The 18,932-nt window shown below is 46.0% G+C and carries 19 protein-coding genes; 4 read left to right on the forward strand and 15 right to left on the reverse strand.

Translation table 11 applies throughout. The features are described 5' to 3' along the window. Positions 1 to 45: 45 nt before the first annotated feature. Positions 46 to 453 (forward strand): DUF4405 domain-containing protein, encoded by a 408-nt coding sequence (locus tag OCV11_RS09695; protein WP_261892640.1) that lies wholly within the window; start codon positions 46 to 48, stop codon positions 451 to 453. A 66-nt stretch (positions 454 to 519) separates the two neighbouring features. Here the strand turns inward: OCV11_RS09695 and dbpA are convergent, their stop codons facing one another. The 3 genes from dbpA to OCV11_RS09710 form a co-directional block, all read right to left on the reverse strand. Next, a complete protein-coding gene (gene dbpA / locus OCV11_RS09700; protein ID WP_373332786.1) occupies positions 520 to 1,917 on the reverse strand; it encodes an ATP-dependent RNA helicase DbpA in 1,398 nt (465 codons plus the stop codon). Between the two features lie 374 nt (positions 1,918 to 2,291). Further along, positions 2,292 to 2,510, reverse strand: coding sequence for a VF530 family protein (locus OCV11_RS09705; RefSeq protein WP_261892645.1), 219 nt, complete (start codon positions 2,508 to 2,510; stop codon positions 2,292 to 2,294). A 105-nt stretch (positions 2,511 to 2,615) separates the two neighbouring features. Further along, positions 2,616 to 3,299 (reverse strand): porin family protein, encoded by a 684-nt coding sequence (locus tag OCV11_RS09710; RefSeq protein ID WP_261892648.1) that lies wholly within the window; start codon positions 3,297 to 3,299, stop codon positions 2,616 to 2,618. Positions 3,300 to 3,731: 432 nt separating this feature from the next. Between OCV11_RS09710 and OCV11_RS09715 the strand changes: the two genes are divergently transcribed. Next, complete coding sequence (locus OCV11_RS09715) at positions 3,732 to 5,666, forward strand: methyl-accepting chemotaxis protein (RefSeq protein ID WP_261892649.1); 1,935 nt, start codon at positions 3,732 to 3,734, stop codon at positions 5,664 to 5,666. A 137-nt stretch (positions 5,667 to 5,803) separates the two neighbouring features. Here OCV11_RS09715 and OCV11_RS09720 read toward each other — a convergent pair whose 3' ends face one another. From OCV11_RS09720 to OCV11_RS09750, 7 genes are all read right to left on the reverse strand, one after another. Then, positions 5,804 to 6,607, reverse strand: a complete 804-nt coding sequence (locus tag OCV11_RS09720) for a hypothetical protein (protein WP_261892650.1) — start codon at positions 6,605 to 6,607, stop codon at positions 5,804 to 5,806. Next, positions 6,607 to 7,056: a putative periplasmic lipoprotein gene (locus OCV11_RS09725; protein WP_261892652.1), complete on the reverse strand. Its 450-nt coding sequence runs from the start codon at positions 7,054 to 7,056 to the stop codon at positions 6,607 to 6,609. Before OCV11_RS09725 ends, OCV11_RS09720 begins: the two co-directional genes overlap by 1 nt. 4 nt (positions 7,057 to 7,060) lie before the next feature. After that, a complete protein-coding gene (locus tag OCV11_RS09730; protein WP_261892654.1) occupies positions 7,061 to 8,257 on the reverse strand; it encodes a tetratricopeptide repeat protein in 1,197 nt (398 codons plus the stop codon). Further along, entirely contained in the window at positions 8,238 to 8,894 is a 657-nt protein-coding gene (locus OCV11_RS09735) for a penicillin-binding protein activator LpoB (protein WP_261892656.1), read from the reverse strand. The genes OCV11_RS09730 and OCV11_RS09735 overlap by 20 nt, the downstream gene beginning before the upstream one ends. 14 nt (positions 8,895 to 8,908) lie before the next feature. Beyond that, positions 8,909 to 9,469 carry a hypothetical protein gene (locus OCV11_RS09740; RefSeq protein ID WP_261892658.1) on the reverse strand — a complete coding sequence of 187 codons (561 nt, stop codon included), beginning with the start codon at positions 9,467 to 9,469 and terminating at the stop codon, positions 8,909 to 8,911. A gap of 398 nt (positions 9,470 to 9,867) precedes the next feature. Beyond that, the gene (locus tag OCV11_RS09745) at positions 9,868 to 10,404 is read right to left on the reverse strand and encodes a hypothetical protein (RefSeq protein WP_261892660.1); all 537 of its coding nucleotides are present in this window, start codon (positions 10,402 to 10,404) and stop codon (positions 9,868 to 9,870) included. Positions 10,405 to 10,517: 113 nt separating this feature from the next. Next, complete coding sequence (locus tag OCV11_RS09750; protein WP_261892662.1) at positions 10,518 to 10,826, reverse strand: hypothetical protein; 309 nt, start codon at positions 10,824 to 10,826, stop codon at positions 10,518 to 10,520. Positions 10,827 to 11,004: 178 nt separating this feature from the next. Between OCV11_RS09750 and OCV11_RS09755 the strand changes: the two genes are divergently transcribed. Together OCV11_RS09755 and OCV11_RS09760 are read left to right on the forward strand one after the other, a co-directional pair. Beyond that, a complete protein-coding gene (locus OCV11_RS09755) occupies positions 11,005 to 11,736 on the forward strand; it encodes a response regulator (RefSeq protein WP_261892663.1) in 732 nt (243 codons plus the stop codon). Further along, positions 11,723 to 13,204: an ATP-binding protein gene (locus OCV11_RS09760; protein WP_261892665.1), complete on the forward strand. Its 1,482-nt coding sequence runs from the start codon at positions 11,723 to 11,725 to the stop codon at positions 13,202 to 13,204. Before OCV11_RS09755 ends, OCV11_RS09760 begins: the two co-directional genes overlap by 14 nt. Before the next feature lie 61 nt (positions 13,205 to 13,265). Here OCV11_RS09760 and OCV11_RS09765 read toward each other — a convergent pair whose 3' ends face one another. From OCV11_RS09765 to OCV11_RS09785, 5 genes are read right to left on the reverse strand one after another with little or no spacing between them, the layout of a single operon-like run. Continuing rightward, positions 13,266 to 13,709, reverse strand: a complete 444-nt coding sequence (locus tag OCV11_RS09765) for an arsenate reductase/protein-tyrosine-phosphatase family protein (RefSeq protein WP_261892667.1) — start codon at positions 13,707 to 13,709, stop codon at positions 13,266 to 13,268. Positions 13,710 to 13,756: 47 nt separating this feature from the next. Further along, the gene (locus tag OCV11_RS09770; protein ID WP_261892669.1) at positions 13,757 to 15,016 is read right to left on the reverse strand and encodes an XrtA/PEP-CTERM system-associated ATPase; all 1,260 of its coding nucleotides are present in this window, start codon (positions 15,014 to 15,016) and stop codon (positions 13,757 to 13,759) included. Positions 15,017 to 15,018: 2 nt separating this feature from the next. Next, entirely contained in the window at positions 15,019 to 16,488 is a 1,470-nt protein-coding gene (locus OCV11_RS09775) for a TIGR03016 family PEP-CTERM system-associated outer membrane protein (protein WP_261892671.1), read from the reverse strand. Next, on the reverse strand, positions 16,451 to 17,377 hold the full coding sequence (locus OCV11_RS09780; protein WP_261892672.1) for an AAA family ATPase: 927 nt from the start codon (positions 17,375 to 17,377) through the stop codon (positions 16,451 to 16,453). Before OCV11_RS09780 ends, OCV11_RS09775 begins: the two co-directional genes overlap by 38 nt. Positions 17,378 to 17,392: 15 nt before the next feature. Continuing rightward, on the reverse strand, positions 17,393 to 18,925 hold the full coding sequence (locus OCV11_RS09785) for an XrtA system polysaccharide chain length determinant (RefSeq protein WP_261892673.1): 1,533 nt from the start codon (positions 18,923 to 18,925) through the stop codon (positions 17,393 to 17,395). Between the last annotated feature and the right edge of the window lie 7 nt (positions 18,926 to 18,932).

Consider the following 18,932-nt stretch of genomic DNA (forward strand, 5'->3'; position numbering starts at 1 on the left):
GACATCGAAAACACGATATCGCTATTTGATATCAGGAGTCACATCATGATGAAAATGCAACGTCCTTACTTAAGCCCATTTTTGCTGGTCTGCTATTTGTCGACGTCAATAACCGGGATATTGATGCTGCTGCATGTGGGATTTCCGGCCATCCACCCAATTCACGAATGGGGCGGCGTAGCGTTTGTTATCGGCGGCCTGCTCCATTTGATATTGAACTGGCGCGCATTAACCACTTACTTCAAGCCTAAGCTCCGCTTTACGGTATTCATACCAGAACAAGAGCGACCTAGGCGTCAACGGTTAGGCGGAGCACAAACCAGTATGGTAACGAGTCCCAGTACGTTAACTGGCTCCAGCATGGTAACTAACTCCAGAACAATAGCTAGCAATAGTGCCAACAGCGAAGCTGAGCTTTCCGCCCCAACAGCAATCATTGCCTCTTCACAATAACCACTTATTTTTAATAGAAAAAGGGCAGCCAATGCTGCCCTTTCCATCTATTCTTTTGCCGAGCGCTTAAGACATAAAACGGGCGCGGAAAGATTTACCTTTCATCTTGCCGTTGCTGATTTTTGCCAAAGCCAATTTTGCTTTAGGACGCTGCACAGCAACATAAGACCAAATATCATGAACTTGGATCTTACCTACGTCAGCACCAGACATTTCGTTACCCGCCGTCAGTGCACCTAGGATATCACCAGGACGCAGCTTCTGTTTCTTACCGCCTTCAATACGGATACAGGTCATTGCTGCTTTGGCTGGGAAATCTTCAATCTCTTGCTGCTCAGGCAGACGAGTAAATGATTGTGGACCGAAACGATCTTCTAACAGCGAAAGTTTCATCTCATCTTTAGGACCGACAAAGCTCAACGCCAAGCCTTTCGCACCAGCGCGACCAGTACGGCCCATACGGTGGACATGAGTTTCCGTATCGTGCGCCATATGATGGTTTACCACCAAATCCAACGCGTCGATGTCTAAACCACGCGCGGCAACATCGGTCGCCACCAGCACGTTCACGCATTTAAGAGCGAAAAGCGCCAACGCTTGGTCACGTTCACGTTGCTCTAAGTCACCATGCAGCGCTTTAGCATCGAAGCCAACATCGCTAAGGTAGTTAGCTAACTCTTGCGTTTCACGTTTGGTATTACAGAACACTACCGCACTTTCTGGTTGGAATTGCGTCAGCAACATACGAGTCGCTTCTTGGCGGCTCAACGCATCGGTCACTTGATAGAATTTCTGCTCGATATTGACTTTATCTTCTGTGCTCTCAATTTTTACTGTCACAGGTTCGTTCATCATCTCGCGAGCCATCTCTTCAATTGGCCCAGGGAAAGTCGCGCTGAACAGCAGGTTTTGACGCTGCATTGGCATGTAACGCTCAATGGTCTCTAGTGCTTCAGAAAAGCCCATCTCTAACATGCGGTCTGCTTCATCCAAAACAAACTGAGTCAAGTTATCTAGGTTTAGACGACCTTTATCCAAGTGGTCTAACACGCGACCTGGCGTACCTACAATAATGTGCGCACCATGTTCTAACGAGCCGATTTGTGGACCGATGGCAACACCACCACACAGCGTTAAGATTTTAATGTTGTGAATACCACGAGCGAAACGACGCAATTCACTGGCTACTTGATCCGCCAATTCACGCGTTGGGCACAATACCAACGACTGAACGCGAAAACGCTTCACATCCAGATGGTTTAAAATCCCCAAACCGAATGCTGCAGTTTTACCCGAGCCTGTTTTCGCCTGCGCCAACACATCTTTACCCGCCAAAATGTGCGGTAAAGATTGGGCTTGAATTGGTGTCATTGAGGTAAAACCTAAATCATCAAGCGTACTGAGCAGTGAAGGCTTAAGTGCGAGAGAACGAAAATCAGTCTTGGTTTGCAAAATTTTTCCCATGGCCAGAAACTGGCGGATAACAAAAATGAAAGGCGCGATTGTAGCAGTTGAGTTCGATACTGGGTATCACTAGTTCAAGCTTTAACAGTAAATCGTGCTGCCTAATCTTGATTATGGCGTTTTTTAGCCGATGTGGAAGCTATGTCAAACAATCTTATCCCCCGTAAGATTGTCCCCACTCCTAGTCTCGGTATATGTGCAAAACGGCCATCATTTGCTGTTGCAAAAAGCGATGCCTGACTTTCAGCAGAGCTGATTAAACAGCTAGAACAGCAATAAAATAATGAAAACAATGCCCGCATCGAGCGGGCATTGTTTATGGTTCGGTATGACGCTTTTTGGCAAAACGTATCTATTTGGCAAAATGTATCTATTTAGCAAAATGTATCGATGTAAAGCGCTTCCACTTTATCTCTTGCCCACTGGGTGCGGCGCAAAAACTTCAACGAGGACTTAATGGATGGGTCGCTGTAAAAGCAGTTCACATTAATTTCTGCGTATAACCCACGCCAACCATAATGTTCCACCAATCGGGTTAGAATTTTTTCCAAAGTAAGACCATGGAGCGGATTGTTGGGTTGTTGTTGACTCATCGTCGGTGCCTTAAACTTGCGTAGTGACTAACATCAGATGCCCGCCACTTTAACCGATTTTTTGACGAAAGCCAGCAGCACACATCATTAACGTCAACCTATGGCTTAAAACAGCACCAAATTTGCCCCAAGATAAGCGCCGGAGACCTCAGATTCTATCTCACGATGGTGATCACCAAAGGTGGCAAAATCCACTTTGGAATAACGATAGCCCGCAATGATTTCAATATCGGCAATATCAAAATTGATCGGAAACTTTAAGCCCGCTGCATAATCTGTTGCGCCGTTACCGCCAACCCAATGAGCAAACCCACGCACGTAACCGGTATGCGGCCCAACCACCAACGACGCATAATAGTGTGGTTCTATCTCATCTAGGGTCTTACGTTGAGCAAGGTTAAGATGGCCTGCGGTTTGCGTCCAACCGCCACCGACACCTAACTGTAACCACTCAATGGTTAACGGCTCAATAAACAGCGTGATGTCATTTTTATCATAGGTATAACGCGCCGACGTCATTTTGGTTGAGTAACCGCGCAAGCTTGGCAAAAACACGGTATCGGGTCGATAGATAAAACCATACTGATTCGCCGACGAATCATTACCTTGATCTTGCCCATTCACTTCATAGTGCTGTAACCAACGTGCATACTCAAATTCGGTGCCCGTTTTTAATCCATTACTGGCTAAGTTAACGGTATTGACCGTATCCAATACTGCCGCACCACTCATCGCTGAAAAAAGGGCTAAACCACCGCTAGCAAGCCAACCCCAAGCCTGTTTTTTCATTCTGAACTCTTTCCTAAATACCACTGTCGTGGTTAATCAATTATGGATACCACATTCATCCTATTAACAGATTGCAATAGACGAACCCTACATTTAGCTTCTCTCTTGTATTATTTTTAGTTATTTAATCAAGGGAGATTTAATGCTTATTTATATAAGAGGCACAGTGTACACGAAAAAAGCAAATAATAAGTAGCAAAACCGCCTTGTCCTATATTTAAACCAAGCCTAAATTAGTGATAACTAAATAAATAGAAATGTAAAGATATGAAAAGACATACTACCTTTGTCACTTATTGAAATAATTTTGTTGCAATTGTTATGTAGTATTTTGTGATCAAATTCATTGTATACAGAAATTTGCCGCGTCAACGACGTGATTAAAATGTATATCTATGGCTCTCAGGACTGACCATACCATAAGGATAAAAAATGAGTTGGCGAGTGTTGTCTATTCGAAGTCGCATGTTCATTGTGACTGGGCTGCTATTGGTTATTTTTAGCCTAATCTTCACTGTTAAACAAACTGTTACCAACATGGACCAGCAATTAGGCCAGTTGCAAAACGAAACATTACCCACGTATTTGCAAAATCTCTCTGCGCAAATGAGTTCGGAAATAAAACCCTTTATTACCGCTTCGCAGATGATGGCGAACGATCAATTTATTCAACGCTGGATTGATAACGGCTCCAAAGACGATGAATTAGCCATTATTGAACAGCATTTAAAAACCATTCGTACTTCCATTGGTAGTGACGTGACATTTATCACCGTCGACTCGCCAAATGGAACCGAGTATTTACAATACAATGGTCAATTTTCTCACCCGCTGTTAAAGGATTACCAGTTCAAAGATTTCTACCCTAATTTCTTAGCGACAGGCAAAGAATATGAACTCAATATGGAAAACTTTAATGGCGAATTTGTTATTTTTATCAATTACCGTAGCCAAGCGATTAATAGTAAAACCCAGAAACCTTATGCGGTAGCTGGCCTTGGGTTAAAAGTCGATAAATTAATTGAGATGATCACCAAACTCAAATTGGGTGAACATGGTCGCGCTATGTTGGTCACAGACCAAGGGCAGATTCAAGTCAAACCCAAAGAGAGTAACTTAGATGCCATTCAAACAGAGCACATTCGTGATTTGATTACGGATAAAAGCCAGATCAAAATTGAAACCAAAGAGATTCAAGGTCAAACCTACTATATGGGCTCTTTGTGGGTACCTACTCTTGCGCGTTATCTGATTTTGGAAGTGCCTGCGAAACAAATTACTGCTCCCATTTATGCGCAGCTGACCAGCATCATTACCTTTGTGGTGATCTTTATTGCCATTGCACTAGTGCTACTGCACTTCGCAGTAAACTCTCTAACCAAACCGCTATCAGCGATTGTGGTGAAAGTGAACCAAGCCGCCGATCACCTCGATTTGGGCCATGAAATCACCAGCGAAGATCAAGCAGAAATCGGCCAATTAGCCAAAGCCATTAACTCCCTTTTGACCACGTTAAAAGAGTCGATGCGTACCGTGAATGAAGCCGTGGTCACAACAGACAGCTCGGTGGTGGTACTGAATCAACAATCCAAAGAGCTGTTCCAAGCCGCCGCCGCAGAAGATGCATCGGTGCAGCGTATTTTCACCGCCACTCAAGATATAACCCAACAGAGTTTGCTGATGGCACAACTGGCAACTCAAGCGGGTACGCTCTCAGACCAAGGCAACCAAGATTTGCGTAACGCCAACGACCAAGTTCAGCACAGCTTACATTATTTGGGTGAATTGGAATCCGAAATGAGCAGCAGTAAAGCAAGCCTTGAGCAGCTTAATACGCACATTGAAAAGATTCTCTCCGTGCTGTCTGTGATCACTTCTATTTCCGAGCAAACAAACCTTCTTGCGCTTAACGCTGCCATTGAAGCAGCTCGTGCCGGTGAACATGGCCGTGGGTTTGCGGTCGTTGCCGATGAAGTGCGGATGCTCTCGCAACGCACCAATGAGTCAACGGTTGAAATTCAGAGTATTATCAAAGAGCTACGTGACTCTTCCCAAGATGTTACGCTGCGTATCGACCTAGCTAACCAAAAGAGTGTTAATACTTTAGAAGGCCAGCAAGCTGTCGCAACCAAAATGAATGATTTAGATGAATTTATGCATCAGCTTTTCTCACTGACACAACAAGTTGCCGAGCAAGCTGAGCTGCAAAATATCGCAGTATCAGAGATCAACCAGCAACTGGAAGCGCTTGGAGCGCAAAGCGAACAGACATCGCGTCTGTTTGAGTTAAGTCGCCAAGCAACCAATGCCATTGGTGACGAAATGGGTAACTTGAAAAAACGCGTTTCGCTCTTTCAAGGTATCTAGTTAAAGGTATTTAGTTAAGGATATTTAATTAAAGGAATCACGTTTCCTTCTCGCCCCCTCAAACAAACAGGCAGAGTTCACCACTCTGCCTGTTTTTTATTGCTCAGCATCTCAACAGTCCCAATGACATACGCAAATCACATGCGGTTTAACGCCTGATAAAGAGTTGCTCTGGTCTGCTCCGCTAAGGCTTGTCCGAACGCCTTATCAATGTCACTTGCTTTGAGAGGATCGCACTCGCTGCGGCTTTTGCACTCACCTTTAACCGTTTGCTTTTGGTAACCTTTGCTGGTTGCCATATAGCGTTTTTCTCCCACCTCATCCAAATCGACATCGATAATCTCACTGGCTAAGAGCTGCGAATTATCAAAGCTGTACACCATGATTTGTCCCAGTAATTGCCGCGGATAGTAGTCAGTAAGTTCAATTTCAACCAACAGTTGCGCTGCCGATTTTAGCTTGGTGCTGATGACGTTACTGTCCCCTTTCAGCTCGGCAAAGACGCGTTGATTCACCAGCTTGACGCCATCTTTAAGTAAGCTCGAGTAGTAACTTGGAATCACCCCTTTGACACTCTCATCTAACTCCGTGTTCTTGCGGGTTTCCATCATCCAAGAGCGCTGCTTATGCGACGTTTTGTTTTCACCAACGTTAGAGGTCTCTTCAGCTTGCTCTTGCATGGTAAAACGCACATTGGATTGCCACTCTTGTTCACTGACACCCAATTTATCGTTAATGAAGATGACGATATTCGGCTGCTTTTTCATTTGATAGAGAGAACGAAACGTCTTGCTGTCCACCTCTGGTGCCATCACCTTTTCGACCGGCTCCGCCATCATTGGCATGGGCGTAGGATCGTTGGCGTGGGCAGAAAAACACATGAATAGTGGTCCAAGCGCTAGTAACCACGCTTTGCCACAACGGGTTGGCTTGGTGACCATTAGCGTCCCTCTCTAATCTCAATCATAAAATGTTTAGCCTCTTGCGATAGGCTAGACTCCCGAAACGTTCCTACCCCATTCGCTGGCAAATAGAGACGTGTCCAAGCTGTCACATCGTCTAAAGGAATCGCTTCCCAATCGAGAAATTGCACTCGAACTTCAAGCTGCAAATCATAGTCGGTGCGATTTTTAATCACGGCATAAGCCTGCAAATTGCCCATCGCCAATTGAGTAGAACCAAAACGTTCCGTGGTCACTTTCACCACCGAACGACTCGTCGGAATCATGCTGCCGATTTCCACGCGATTAAGGTTGTGGTCGATGTACACCACTTTATCAATTTGCTGTTCGTAATTGTCTTTCTGCTGCTGCGTATCAGCTCGGTGTACCACGCTTGATTGGCACCCCATCAACATCACTAAGGTTGCTGCCATTATCCATCGTTTCATGTCATTACTCTCCTTGAGACCAGATCACTCGGTAACCTTTGGTTGAGATAATAAAATTCGGATCTTGCGTCAGTTGCCCACCCTCTTTTAACCGATAGACGAGATCAATATCGGCGTTTTCAGGTAACGCTTTGGCGTTGATATAGAGCTTGTCAGGCAAGGTGGGCCAATAACGTGTATCAGCACGAACTTTGGTCTGAGCCGAGATGGCCATGACGCCAACACCTAACAGGGAAATGCCCGCGCCTAAATTGGCCGTTGATTGACCAAACGCGGGCGACAAATAGAGCGCCGTTCGTCCCACATCCGATAGTGCAGCACCCGCGGCCTGAGTGGTGCTTTTGAACACATACTGCCCTTCAATAATGCGATCCACTGGGCGTCCACCTCGTGAAGAGGCTTGCCAAAAAATATCTTCGCGCAGTGTCATCGGCACCGGCAGCTGTCCTGCTTTATCGAACTCAACGGCAGTGATACGTTGATTTTTGCCACGTCGATAAATCAATTGATGATGTCCAACACCATCGGCCAATTTTCGTGGTGCATAACCAGCTTCAGCAATGATCAAAGTGGTATCGGCTGGCGTAGGACGGACAAAATCGGGTTGAAGCTGCTCAAGCTCTAAAAACGCTTGATCAGCTAAATCAGCGCGCCCCATCATCATGGACGTCCAACCAATCAAAAGTAGCTGTGAGCCCATATCGCTGCGGTTTTGTTGCTCTTCGGCAAAGGCATCTTGCATGATCGCATTGAGAAAACTGGCGCGGGCGTTATCCGGTTGTCCTTGGGCAAGATAGGTTAAGCCGCGGTAGTAATACACCATGCTGCGTTCATAAGGTTCCCCTTTAAAATCCTTGCTCCCCTCCTCGTACCATAAGCTGCGCGCCTTAGCGGCAGAGTCGGAATTGGCATACACACTTTCTATCGCAGCAATAGCTTGGTCAAAAGCCCGCGCGGCACTGGGAAAATCCCCGGTAGCAAAGGCTTTCTTACCAATGATCATCAAATTGAGGACTTGATTACGCCCGCCCTCTTCAAAGAGTCGAGTGTAATCTGCACGCAGATACTCAGGTTGAGAAGAAACATACGCCTGGTCAGCAGGCGTTAATGCTTGAGCCGCATATTGCTGCGGCCCAACCTGCGCACAGCCCGCCAATAGTAGACTGGCGAGCACACTGTATTTACCGATATACGACGTCATCTTGGGCACTCTTACGGAATTCATAATAGTTCGACCACACAATGGTGCCGTACTCGAGATCAATCAGTTCAAAGGTGATTTGCGTGTAGCGCGACACCGCATGATCTTTGGTATCCATGGCATCCAGTGAAGAGATGCGTCCGCCCAAACGATAATCGGCGCCAGCCGTGGCTTGGGTTTTCCGAATCGTGCCACCATCGACAACGCCAGTGCGTTTCATTTCACGCTCTTTTTCCACCATGTCACTAAAATGACGACCAACGAAGATTAACTTACCCGCCGCCGCATTATTGAGACCAATACGCAGGCGGTCGGTCAGCAAATTCTTATTCACTGGCGAGCTAGACTCGTTGGTGAAATATTCCGAATCAATAATGACGCGGGGCGGAGTGGTACGCTGCATCAGCGATGGACTGCGTAACATATCGCGCATCATTTTATCGGTGACGGTAATGATATCTTGGCTTTCGATACCCACCCCACTGACCATTTTTGATGATCCTGACGCATCTTCGTAAACCGTCGCTCGTCCCGCTGAGTTATCAATTCCGCTACAGGCGCTCAGCATGAGGGCGCTACCTAAAATAGCGCCGATGTACCATTTACGAGCATGTAAATCTGTGGATAGTTCCGACATAACCTTCTCCTATCTTATTGATTGGTTTCAGGATGCATCGTGTAATACTCTTTCGATGCACTCGAAAGCGCGGCCATCATCCGTTTGTTGTAATCCGGATAGATTTCAGAAACAGAGCTGACCAACTCTTGATAGTTCGGATTGGCGCCATACACGCCGTAAACATACACAATCATGTCATCGATATTGTCGAAGCTTAGATCACTGTTAGTGCGCATGAACTCTTCTCCGCCAGCCGCTGAAATCGCCGCTTGACGACCCAATGCTTCACCTGCGGTTGAACCTAAGAATCCGCCAATGAACGGAATATTTTCCATCAATTTTTGCCCAGCGTAAGCGCCAGCCGTCGCCCCTAAAGAGGCCCCCATGGCAGCATTCACCGCATTATCAATCCATTCCGTTGGCACCCCATCGGAAGTGAGCGGGCAGAGATATTGACCTGTATTGCCTTGCATCGGTTGTTTATTCAATGTTTGAATTTGCTCGGGTGTTGCGATTTTTGGTGCGGTGGCACAGCCAGCCAGTAGTAGCGCAGTTAATAGAAGTACACAGTGAGGTAAGTACTTTTTAATCATAGGTCTATTCCTTAGATAATGACGACTTGGGTATCTAGCGAGAAAAGTATAAACACTATGAATGGATATGCTGACTATTGAGTAGGTTCACATTAAAGGTAAACACCAATGTAACTGATTGTTTCGATATGAAGTGGTTGCGTGAAGTGACTTGAAAAAGGATCACTAGAGATGAAATTAGTATAAAAAAGCATCAAAAATAGGACGATTATCATGATGTATCATTTAAAAATGTGATCTTAAATTCGCGCGTCATGCCATTTTGGCGGCCAATTTATCGTGCGCTTCTGTGTACACAGAGAAAGAAAAACCAAGGAAGGGAAGCGAAGAAAGGGAAATTTGAGCAGGTGTAGGTACACCTACTCATGGCAATATCATATGGATTTTAACTATCCCGACTACTCCCAACTCGAAGGTAAAATCGTCACCTCAGTAAATTTAAGATGATGAAAATACTCACGAAAAATAAGTAATTTCGCATAAAAAAGCGGTGAGATATCCGGTTCATAATCTCGTGGTGGACGTCCTGTCACGATTTCAGCGTATTCACCAAAAAGGCGTTCTAACGCAGTCCGCGATAACAGCATGGTGGGTGACTCTTGCACAAAACAAGCGAGCGCTAACTGGCGAATGTACTCGTTCTGTGTCACCAATTGATAATCTTGATGAGGAATCAATGACGCGACTTTTTCAATCTCATCTTCAATGTCGTTAATCGCGTATTCAATGTCATCGTAGGTGGGCGGTGTATGCGGAAAATGACGCTCTGCTATCGCAGCAAAACCTATCGGCAACACGACTTGCGTTAAAGTGTTATCTTGCCAAAAAGAGAACAGCGATTCGCTGTCACCAATATCCATTATTATCTGGTTTTGATGCGCTGCCAAATAGCGCTCTACCCTTTCACTGTCACTTATTAATTCATCTGTATGCATAGTTCACCAACCTAGTTAACCTATTGATGGTAAACCTCATGACCAGGCATTGTCTAATCACATTGATGCATAAGGCAGAACTTTCGTTCTGCCTTTGCGCGGCGTCACTGACCCTAATTGGTGCTGGTTGGAGTCGCCGTTGTGCTGTCCATCATCGGGCAGTTGCCTTTGTTACCCTGTTGACCATGGTGCCCTTTACCGTTCATCGCCGTTTGTTGCCCTGCCATATGAGTGGCATGTTGTTGCTGCATCCACGCTTGACGAGCTTCAGGGGTCATATTTTGCACTTGCTGCATGGTGGTTGCGTTATTGCTGTTGCCCATCATGCCGTTTCCCATCGTGTTATTGCCCATTGCAGCATAAGCGCCAACAGAAGCGACTAATGCGCCGATAACAAGTAAAGTTTTGGTTGCTGTTTTCATGGTATTTCTCCTCTCGCTTAGAACACCTTGATTACAACAAAAAATTCGCCGGTTTGTGTGTCGCAATTCCCTTCTTTTCTAGCAAAACGTGACAAAACGACCTTTTGACACACTTTGCCACACATTTGGCCGCAACTCTGGTTATAGTAGTATCAGAGAGATTAGGTAAGAGGTTGATATGGAAAGAGCTTATCAAATACTAGTGGTGGATGATCACAAAGACATTCGCGATTTGCTGCAACGATTTTTGCAGCAACATGGCCTTAGAGTCATGACCGCAGCCGATGGTAATGAGATGTACAAACACCTTAACGCGCAACGCTTTGACCTGATCATTCTGGATTTGATGCTCCCCGGTAAAGACGGCATTACGTTATGTCGAGAACTGCGTGCGGAGAATAATATTCCCATTATCATGTTAACCGCTTTAGGTGAAGAGGTTGACCGCATCGTCGGGCTTGAAGTCGGTGCCGACGATTATTTGGCGAAGCCTTTTAATCCACGGGAACTGTTAGCCAGAATCAAATCGGTGTTACGTCGTCACTTTGCCATTCCTAATGTGGAAGAGCAAACTTCCGGCACACCAAAAAACTATCTGTTTAATCAATGGTTACTGAACACCACCACCCGTGAGCTACGTAATCCACAGCAGGCGTTAATCCCACTCACCTCAACTGAATTTACCATGCTGCTTGCTTTTCTCTGCCATCCCAATGTGGTGTTGAGTCGCGAAGATCTGCTCAAACTGGTGCAAGGCCGCGGTGCCGATGTGTACGATCGTTCAATTGATACCTTAATTAGCCGTTTGCGGAAAAAAATCGAAACCGATCCCAAGCAACCTAAGCTGATCAAAACGATCTGGGGCGGCGGCTACCAATTCAGTTGTGAGGTCAGCCATGACGCGCATTAGTTTGCTTCACTGGTATTTCACCCGCAAACTGATTCACCAAATTGGTTTGGTGATGTTGCTCGGCTTTAGTCTGAGCTTTTTATTGACCTTTTCCCTACTCTCTTACGACAAATCAGAAAGGCTCAGCCAATTATCGGTTGCCGGAGCCTTGCAGCGCGTGATTTCCGTTGCCGATACATTGCAACAAACTCCAGAAACCCTGCATGAATCTATTTTGCGCGCGGCCAGCTCCGCCGATCTGTCGCTCTCGCTCACTAGCCAACCTCGCTTCAGTGATGGCCAGCCAAGCAGCAGCGTTGAACAAGCGATCTTAAGTCGCCTCGACAGCTTAGGATTACACACCGCCCATATTGCGTTGGTCAGCCAAGGCGATCGCCCAGTGATGAATCTCGATCCGAATATGAATGCGATGCACCGAGAACAACTGGGCAATACCATGATGGGTTCCGGCATGATGGGCAGCCATCATGGCGCGTCAGCGCGAGTTAACAATGGTGCTTATCGCGCCACCATCAATGGTTCAATATTGTTATCGTCCGGCTCGTGGTTAAATTTCTCATCTGGACTGGCCGACGATGTTGCCCATTGGTCGACCAGCGTCCTATTCGCCTTAATCGCGGTGATGATGTTGACCATTTTCGGGTCATTGCTCATCATTCGCCGCGCGTTGCGCCCCGTATCTGAATTGGGTCATGCCGCCCATGCTTTTGCACAGAATAAACAAGTTTATCAGGTTGATAGCACGCAAAGCCCGCAAGATTTGACTCATACAATTAACGCCTTTAATGACATGCAACAAGAGGTGGTGGACTACATTAAAGATCGTACCCAGCTGCTTGCGGCCATCTCCCACGATTTGCGCACCCCTCTCACCAGTTTGCGCCTGCGCCTAGAGTTTTTTCCTGATAGCGATGACAAAACCCAGTTGCTGCACACCTTAGGCGTGATGGAAAAAATGCTCACGGCAACACTGCAATTTGCCAAAAGCGACCACCATCAGGAGATTCGCCAACCTTGCCAGCTAGCGCAATTGATCGCTGATATCGTGAGTGAATACGATGAAAAAGGGGTGGAACTGGAGTGTCAGTCGATTCCTGATGTCACCCTCGAACTTCCAGTGGTGAGTGTAAGACGCGTGCTGGATAACCTCATCAATAACGCCATTCAATATGCGGGCAATGAAGCCAGCATTGAACTTAGCGCCGCGGTAAGCCAAGAGCAGCTGACACTTTGTGTGGCAGATACCGGGCCAGGCATCAAAGATGAGCAGCTTAACGATGTGGTAAAACCCTTTACCCGCCTTAATGCAGAGCGCGATACCGCCAGTTCTAACGTCGGACTGGGGCTTTCCATCTGCCGAGCCATCGCGACCGCTTATGGCGGCACACTGACGTTAAGTGCCAACACTCCCCATGGTTTGCGTGCTCAAGTCACGATGGCTTTGCCAAACTTATCCCATAAAAAATAAAGCCCTCGGACAATCCGAGGGCCAATCATCTTTCCATTGTTCATCTTGCACTTAGAGATGGCTAAACCAGCTTTTGTGTCCAAGCTTGCGCCGCTTGATCAATGGCGTCAAACGCTAACCTAAATGCCAATTCACCCCGATTAAATGGGTCAGCGATGTTTACTCCGCCATTCCACAATCCGAACAAAAAGACTTTGTAGTTTGCGTCAGGATAATACTGACAAAAGCGTTCTAGCTGCTCTCTTTCCATGACCAAGATAACATCATGGCTATCGACTAACGCTTCAGTAAGCTGAGTGGCTTTATGCTCTTCTAAATCAAGACCATATTCATGCGCAACTTGAATCGCCACTTTATCGGCAGCCTTGCCTTCAAGGCCATGAGCTGTCACATCTAACCCTGCTGATGCAACTTGCAACTCAGGGCACAAGGCGTTCAGCCGACCAGCGGCATAAGGTGAACGACACAAATTTCCGGCACAGATGACTAATACACGTTTATACATCGGTTACTCGCAAGCTTATTTAACTTCTTCGCTTTGAGATTCAAGGCTTATAGCCCACTTTCCCGCTCTTTAATCAGCTGTTGTAACCAGCGTTTTTCCACCAGCCGATTGGTTTCATTGGCGGGGTGAACGCTCGCGACGGGTGTCTGTTCATGAGTTTGTAGCTCATGGTTTGGATTGAGGTCATTTGCAGAGGGATTGCCATTCACATGAGTCGCCTCATTGGTGCGCAGTGGCGCAGCAACCCGCCCATTATCAAGGGCATCACCGCGGCTCGATAATAACTTCCGCTTTTCGCGAATAAGGCGATCCAACTGTTTAATCGTCAGTGTTTTTCTGGCAATCACATCGTCTAACACTTTGTTCACTTCGGCCAATATCTGATGAATTCTGTCTATCTCGACACTCTGCTCTCCATGAGCAAGGCCATAATGCATCGATGACACCGTATTGGCGTTTTTCGGCGCACGAATCTGACCGGTCGGCTGCAGACCGCCCGACAGCTCGGTTCCCATTTCATCCATCACACTGCGCACAGCTGCTTCATCGATGGTGGTGACATTTTCCATAAAAGCGTAAAGGAAGAGACGATCCATAAAGATATTGATCTTCCTTGGCACGCCACCCGTGTACTGACTGATGATTTGAAAAATAGGATCCGCCAACTCAGGATGGTGATTCCAACCCACCACACTAAGGCGATGCAGTATGTATTCGCGAGTTTGCTCAGTATTGAGCGTTTCCAAATGGCAAGAAGCGATAATTCGCTGCCGAAACTGTTCCATTTCAGGCAATTCAATGATGGGCTTGAGCTCTTCCTGACCCAACAAAAAGCTTTGAATAAGAGGCTTATCATCTATTTGAAAATTCGACAACATGCGTAACTCTTCAATGGTCTCTGAAGGCAAATTCTGCGCCTCATCAATCACGAGTAACGCCCGCTTACCTTGCCGATGTAAACTGTGCAAAAATCCTTCGAGGCGTTTTAAGGTCTCAGCTTTACCTAACCCCTCAACTTGCAGGCCAAAATTGGACGCAATCATATTGATTAACGCATCAGGACTTAAGTGTGTGGTCACTAACTGAATCGCGGTGATCGAATCATCAAGGGAGCTTAATAAACTACGCGCAATAGTGGTTTTCCCGGTACCGACAGGCCCAGTGATAACGATAAACCCTTCTCCCGATTCTAAGCCATAACGCAGATAGGAGATGGCTTTACTATGGTGCGGGCTGCCGTAGAAAAACGTCGGATCAGGGCTTAATTTAAAGGGCTTTCCCGATAACCCAAAATGCGATTCATACATAATTAAAGCTCTTTCCTTAGATTGATACTCACTCGGTTCTCTTGGTATGCAGCCGAGCTGGACGTCGATGAGCGATCTTCAATAGAAAGTTCTAAATCCACCGATAACTCTGCTGCAAACTTATGACTCAACTCTAGATCCCATTTGCGGTAATGATCTTGCTGTGTGTTCTCATTCCCTTTAAAAAACTTGTAATACTTGTACTGAAAGCTTGGGGTGAGCGTGGTGTTACGTGTCAATTGATGATCTAGGGAGAGTTCGGCTCCATAAGTATCGACATCGGTATCGGTGGTCACATTGCTCATCGACTCTTTCTTATCCGAAGTGAGTTTTAACTTCGCTGTCGTGCGTCTAAATGCCAGTTGGCTCTCCCAACTTAATGTTTTGGTTAATGAAAGCTGGTTGATCTCATTGCCATCGACATACAAACTCCGGTTATAGTTCGATACCGACTCGGTATAGCTGATGGTATTGGTCAAACGTCGATGCGTGTGCTTAAAAGAGAGTGAATAAGCATCGCCATAAAACCGCTGTTTATAATCCGCATCTAACGTTGTTCGAGGTGATGGAGCCCAATGGCCACTAGCACGCCACGAGTTAGAGTCGTCATCTTTTAAGGTAAAATCGTACCCGACTTCAAAGTAGGAATTTTGCGAAAAATAGTAGCGCACACCCGGACCAACACTGACCGAATCTTCACTATCACTGCTCGTTTGTCCCTGATAATCCTCGTAATAAGAGTGAATTAATGGGCTAATTCCACTGTCGGTACGAAAACCAAACTCATTTTCAGCTTCTGTTGAGGTGGTGTTGTTATCTTCCCCCTGCCCTTGGGTTAATTCATAGCGATCAACACTGGACCAAAACAGAGTATGTGCTTCTTTGCCTTGCTTAAAATTGATTTTGCCGTTGTAGGTATGGTTATTCCCGACGTTATCTTCGTTGTTGGTGACCGTTGCGTTCACATCACTGTAAAAGTCGAACATGCCCGCTGGGTTACTTTGATACGATAACCCCCCTTGGGCTGTGCGTGTTTCAACGGTATTACCATTACTTACATCGTCATTGGCATTAGTTTCGATGTTACGTGAGACGTTAGAAATCGACGCAGCCACATGACCACGCACGTTAGTGGTTGAGAACAATCCCTTATTAGCATCAAACTTGAGCGTGTTATACAGCTCATTTTCATTCGAATCATAAGAGTACAAAAGTTGCTGCAATTGATAGTCAAGGGATAACACACCATCATTGCCTTTGGCATCAATGTTTAAGCCCGCAATAAAATAGGTGATCGAACTGCTCTGTTCATTGGTTGCAACTGAGTTAACGTTATCTGTGTATTCCAGTTTGGTTTCAACGCGAGGCGTGACCAACACATCCGCTGCAACACAATTCTTAGTGACAAAGAGAATCAAGCCGAGCGAATAAATACTATTTTTTACTGTCCTTTGAACCATAGCCATATCCATAGCCATATCCATAACCATGCCCTGCTTTTTGCACCGCTTTGTTAATCACAAACCCAGTATCGATTTCACTATTAAGAAGCGATACCGCTTGTTTGATGTCTCCAAGTTTCGTTTTATTTTGTTCCACCACGACCACAGCCTGACCAACCAAGTTAGACAGTGTCACGGTTTCCACTACCCCAAGTAGCGGTGGGCAGTCGAGCAAAATAATACGGTCGGTATAGCGACTGGCGATCTCTTCCATTAATGCTGCCATTTTACCGCTCGACAACAACTCATAACTCATGTTGTTAGAGCTACCTGCCGGCATAACACGAAAATCAGGGACGGTGGTTGGGTAAATAATGTCACGCAAATCGCCGACATTACCCAACAGATAATCCGTGAGCCCTGGCATTTCATTACCAAAGCCTAACGTATCACCAATACTTGGGCTCAGTACGTCTGCATCAATAAGCAGCACCGTTTTATCCCGTTCATTGGCAATACTCAGTGCTAAGTTAATCGAAACAAAGGTTTTACCTTCATTCATGTTGGCACTGGAAACCATAATCAGGTTGCGCTTGTTCGCTGTCGGTTTATGGGCTTCTTCGGGAGAGAAGGCTTTTTTCAACAGCTTATGTTTAATCAAACGAAATTCGTCTTTGATTTGCCGTTCACTTTCCGACGTGCCGTTATTGATCATGCCTAAGCTCTCTAACAGAGAGTTATTGATCGGAATAATGCGGCTACTGTCTTTAAACGGCTCTTTCTTCCCGGTTTTTTTAGCCGCAGGAGCTGGTGCGACAGGAGCAGCCACCGCCTCAACTGGCGCAATGTGCTCTTCTGGAACATCCTTTTTAGGCGGTGTGTGATGGAACTCACCCATCGCTTTTTCAATCGTACTCACGATACTCTCCCCCGTTTAAATCACGTGGTCTTGAATAGAAGGGACAATGCTAATCGCGACAATCGTGGCAAATAGCAGTATCAACAACACATTCGACAAGATAAACAACTTGGTTTTTCTCTTCTCCCAAACGGAGATACCAGAGACTCGCGTTGCAGAAACCACGCCGTAAGTGTTAAAGCCGGTCAATTGCAACAGCTGACTGGTCGATGACACAACAGGTGAAATTTGGCTAATCAAAAATGACAGACAGATACCCGCACCTAACCCCACCAGCAATACCGCACTAAACCAGAGTGGGCGCATAGGTCCTGAGGCTTTTTCAGGAACTCGTGGTGGATCAATAATGCGAAACTTAATGTCATCCGCTGAATTGCCGACACTTTGCGAAATACGCGCACTCTCTTTACGAGAGAGCAACTGTTCATATTTCTCTTTAGTAATGTTGTAGTTACGGGTTAAAGAGGTGAGCTGAGCTTCTACGCCCGGCACTTTATCTAAGTCTTTTTGTAGGTCTTCAATCTTCGCTTGATAGTTATCCACCCGCACTTTGAGCGACGCCTCATCACTTTCTGATTCACTGAGATTACGCTTCAAATCTTGATAGACCGGGTCGTTGGCTAACGCATCTTCAACCGTGAAGGTATCCAGTTGTTTCTTACGTAACGCTTGTAAATCCGCCAACTGATTACGGGTTTCGATGACGTCGGGGTGTCTATCGGTATAACGAAACAGCAGATCATCAAGACGTTGCTGCAGTGAGTTAATGCGTTCATCGTAATCGGTTTTCCCGCGCAGCACCGCGCTGTGAGCCTGTTGCTCTTCTTTACGCATGTTTTGGGCAATCGATTTTGATTTGGTTGTCGCTTCATTTAATGCCAAACGGGCATCTTCTAATGCGGCTTTATTTTTTTCTAACTGAGAGTAATAGCCTGAATCACTGCCGGGCAAAAAGCCTTGGTATTCACGTTTAAAATCCGCCAATTTAGATTCATCGGTTTTTAGGCGTGATTCGTATTCAGCGATTTGAGTAGCAATGATTTGACTGGCATTGTCGGTATCAAGACGTTGTTCAGAAAGCGTATTTTCCACAAACACATTCAGCGCAGCTTGCACCACATTCTTGGTGTAAATCGGATCTTCACCCTTGTAACTGATGACATAAAGGTTTTCTCGCCCGCCAGAACTGATATCGATGTTGTTTTCCAAGTTCTTGATGATGGCTTCATACTCTTCGCTGTTTTTTGCTCGCACGTTTGCATCTACATTACGTGCAATAATCTCTAAGTTAGAGCGGCTTAACAGGGTTTTCACCATCAGCTGCAACTCTTTAGATGGGTCCACTTCGACCGCCAAACCACGCAGCAAAGGTTTTAAAATCGAACGCGTATCTGCGTAGACACGCGCCTCAGCGGTGTATTGGTCTGGCATGGTCGCGACAAAAATCCACCCGCAAATACAGACCAGCCAACTCACGATGACGATGTAACGCTTTTTGAGCCAGACCCCTCGGATATACTGAAGAATCTCTTCAAACAATTCCTGCATTATCAAT

This window comes from Vibrio porteresiae DSM 19223 (assembly GCF_024347055.1).
In the GTDB taxonomy this organism is placed as follows: Bacteria; Pseudomonadota; Gammaproteobacteria; order Enterobacterales; family Vibrionaceae; genus Vibrio; species Vibrio porteresiae.

What these genes read in the sequence shown, in the direction of transcription:
- OCV11_RS09715 (WP_261892649.1), top strand. Translation starts at nt 3,732, where the DNA reads ATGAGTTGGCGAGTGTTGTCTATTCGAAGTCGCATGTTCATTGTGACT.
- OCV11_RS09750 (WP_261892662.1), bottom strand. Translation starts at nt 10,826, where the DNA reads ATGAAAACAGCAACCAAAACTTTACTTGTTATCGGCGCATTAGTCGCT.
- OCV11_RS09745 (WP_261892660.1), bottom strand. Translation starts at nt 10,404, where the DNA reads ATGCATACAGATGAATTAATAAGTGACAGTGAAAGGGTAGAGCGCTAT.
- OCV11_RS09775 (WP_261892671.1), bottom strand. Translation starts at nt 16,488, where the DNA reads ATGGATATGGCTATGGTTCAAAGGACAGTAAAAAATAGTATTTATTCG.
- OCV11_RS09720 (WP_261892650.1), bottom strand. Translation starts at nt 6,607, where the DNA reads ATGGTCACCAAGCCAACCCGTTGTGGCAAAGCGTGGTTACTAGCGCTT.
- OCV11_RS09710 (WP_261892648.1), bottom strand. Translation starts at nt 3,299, where the DNA reads ATGAAAAAACAGGCTTGGGGTTGGCTTGCTAGCGGTGGTTTAGCCCTT.
- OCV11_RS09725 (WP_261892652.1), bottom strand. Translation starts at nt 7,056, where the DNA reads ATGAAACGATGGATAATGGCAGCAACCTTAGTGATGTTGATGGGGTGC.
- OCV11_RS09785 (WP_261892673.1), bottom strand. Translation starts at nt 18,925, where the DNA reads ATGCAGGAATTGTTTGAAGAGATTCTTCAGTATATCCGAGGGGTCTGG.
- OCV11_RS09760 (WP_261892665.1), top strand. Translation starts at nt 11,723, where the DNA reads ATGACGCGCATTAGTTTGCTTCACTGGTATTTCACCCGCAAACTGATT.
- OCV11_RS09755 (WP_261892663.1), top strand. Translation starts at nt 11,005, where the DNA reads ATGGAAAGAGCTTATCAAATACTAGTGGTGGATGATCACAAAGACATT.
- OCV11_RS09695 (WP_261892640.1), top strand. Translation starts at nt 46, where the DNA reads ATGATGAAAATGCAACGTCCTTACTTAAGCCCATTTTTGCTGGTCTGC.
- OCV11_RS09735 (WP_261892656.1), bottom strand. Translation starts at nt 8,894, where the DNA reads ATGTCGGAACTATCCACAGATTTACATGCTCGTAAATGGTACATCGGC.
- OCV11_RS09740 (WP_261892658.1), bottom strand. Translation starts at nt 9,469, where the DNA reads ATGATTAAAAAGTACTTACCTCACTGTGTACTTCTATTAACTGCGCTA.
- dbpA (WP_373332786.1), bottom strand. Translation starts at nt 1,917, where the DNA reads ATGGGAAAAATTTTGCAAACCAAGACTGATTTTCGTTCTCTCGCACTT.
- OCV11_RS09705 (WP_261892645.1), bottom strand. Translation starts at nt 2,510, where the DNA reads ATGAGTCAACAACAACCCAACAATCCGCTCCATGGTCTTACTTTGGAA.
- OCV11_RS09730 (WP_261892654.1), bottom strand. Translation starts at nt 8,257, where the DNA reads ATGACGTCGTATATCGGTAAATACAGTGTGCTCGCCAGTCTACTATTG.
- OCV11_RS09765 (WP_261892667.1), bottom strand. Translation starts at nt 13,709, where the DNA reads ATGTATAAACGTGTATTAGTCATCTGTGCCGGAAATTTGTGTCGTTCA.
- OCV11_RS09770 (WP_261892669.1), bottom strand. Translation starts at nt 15,016, where the DNA reads ATGTATGAATCGCATTTTGGGTTATCGGGAAAGCCCTTTAAATTAAGC.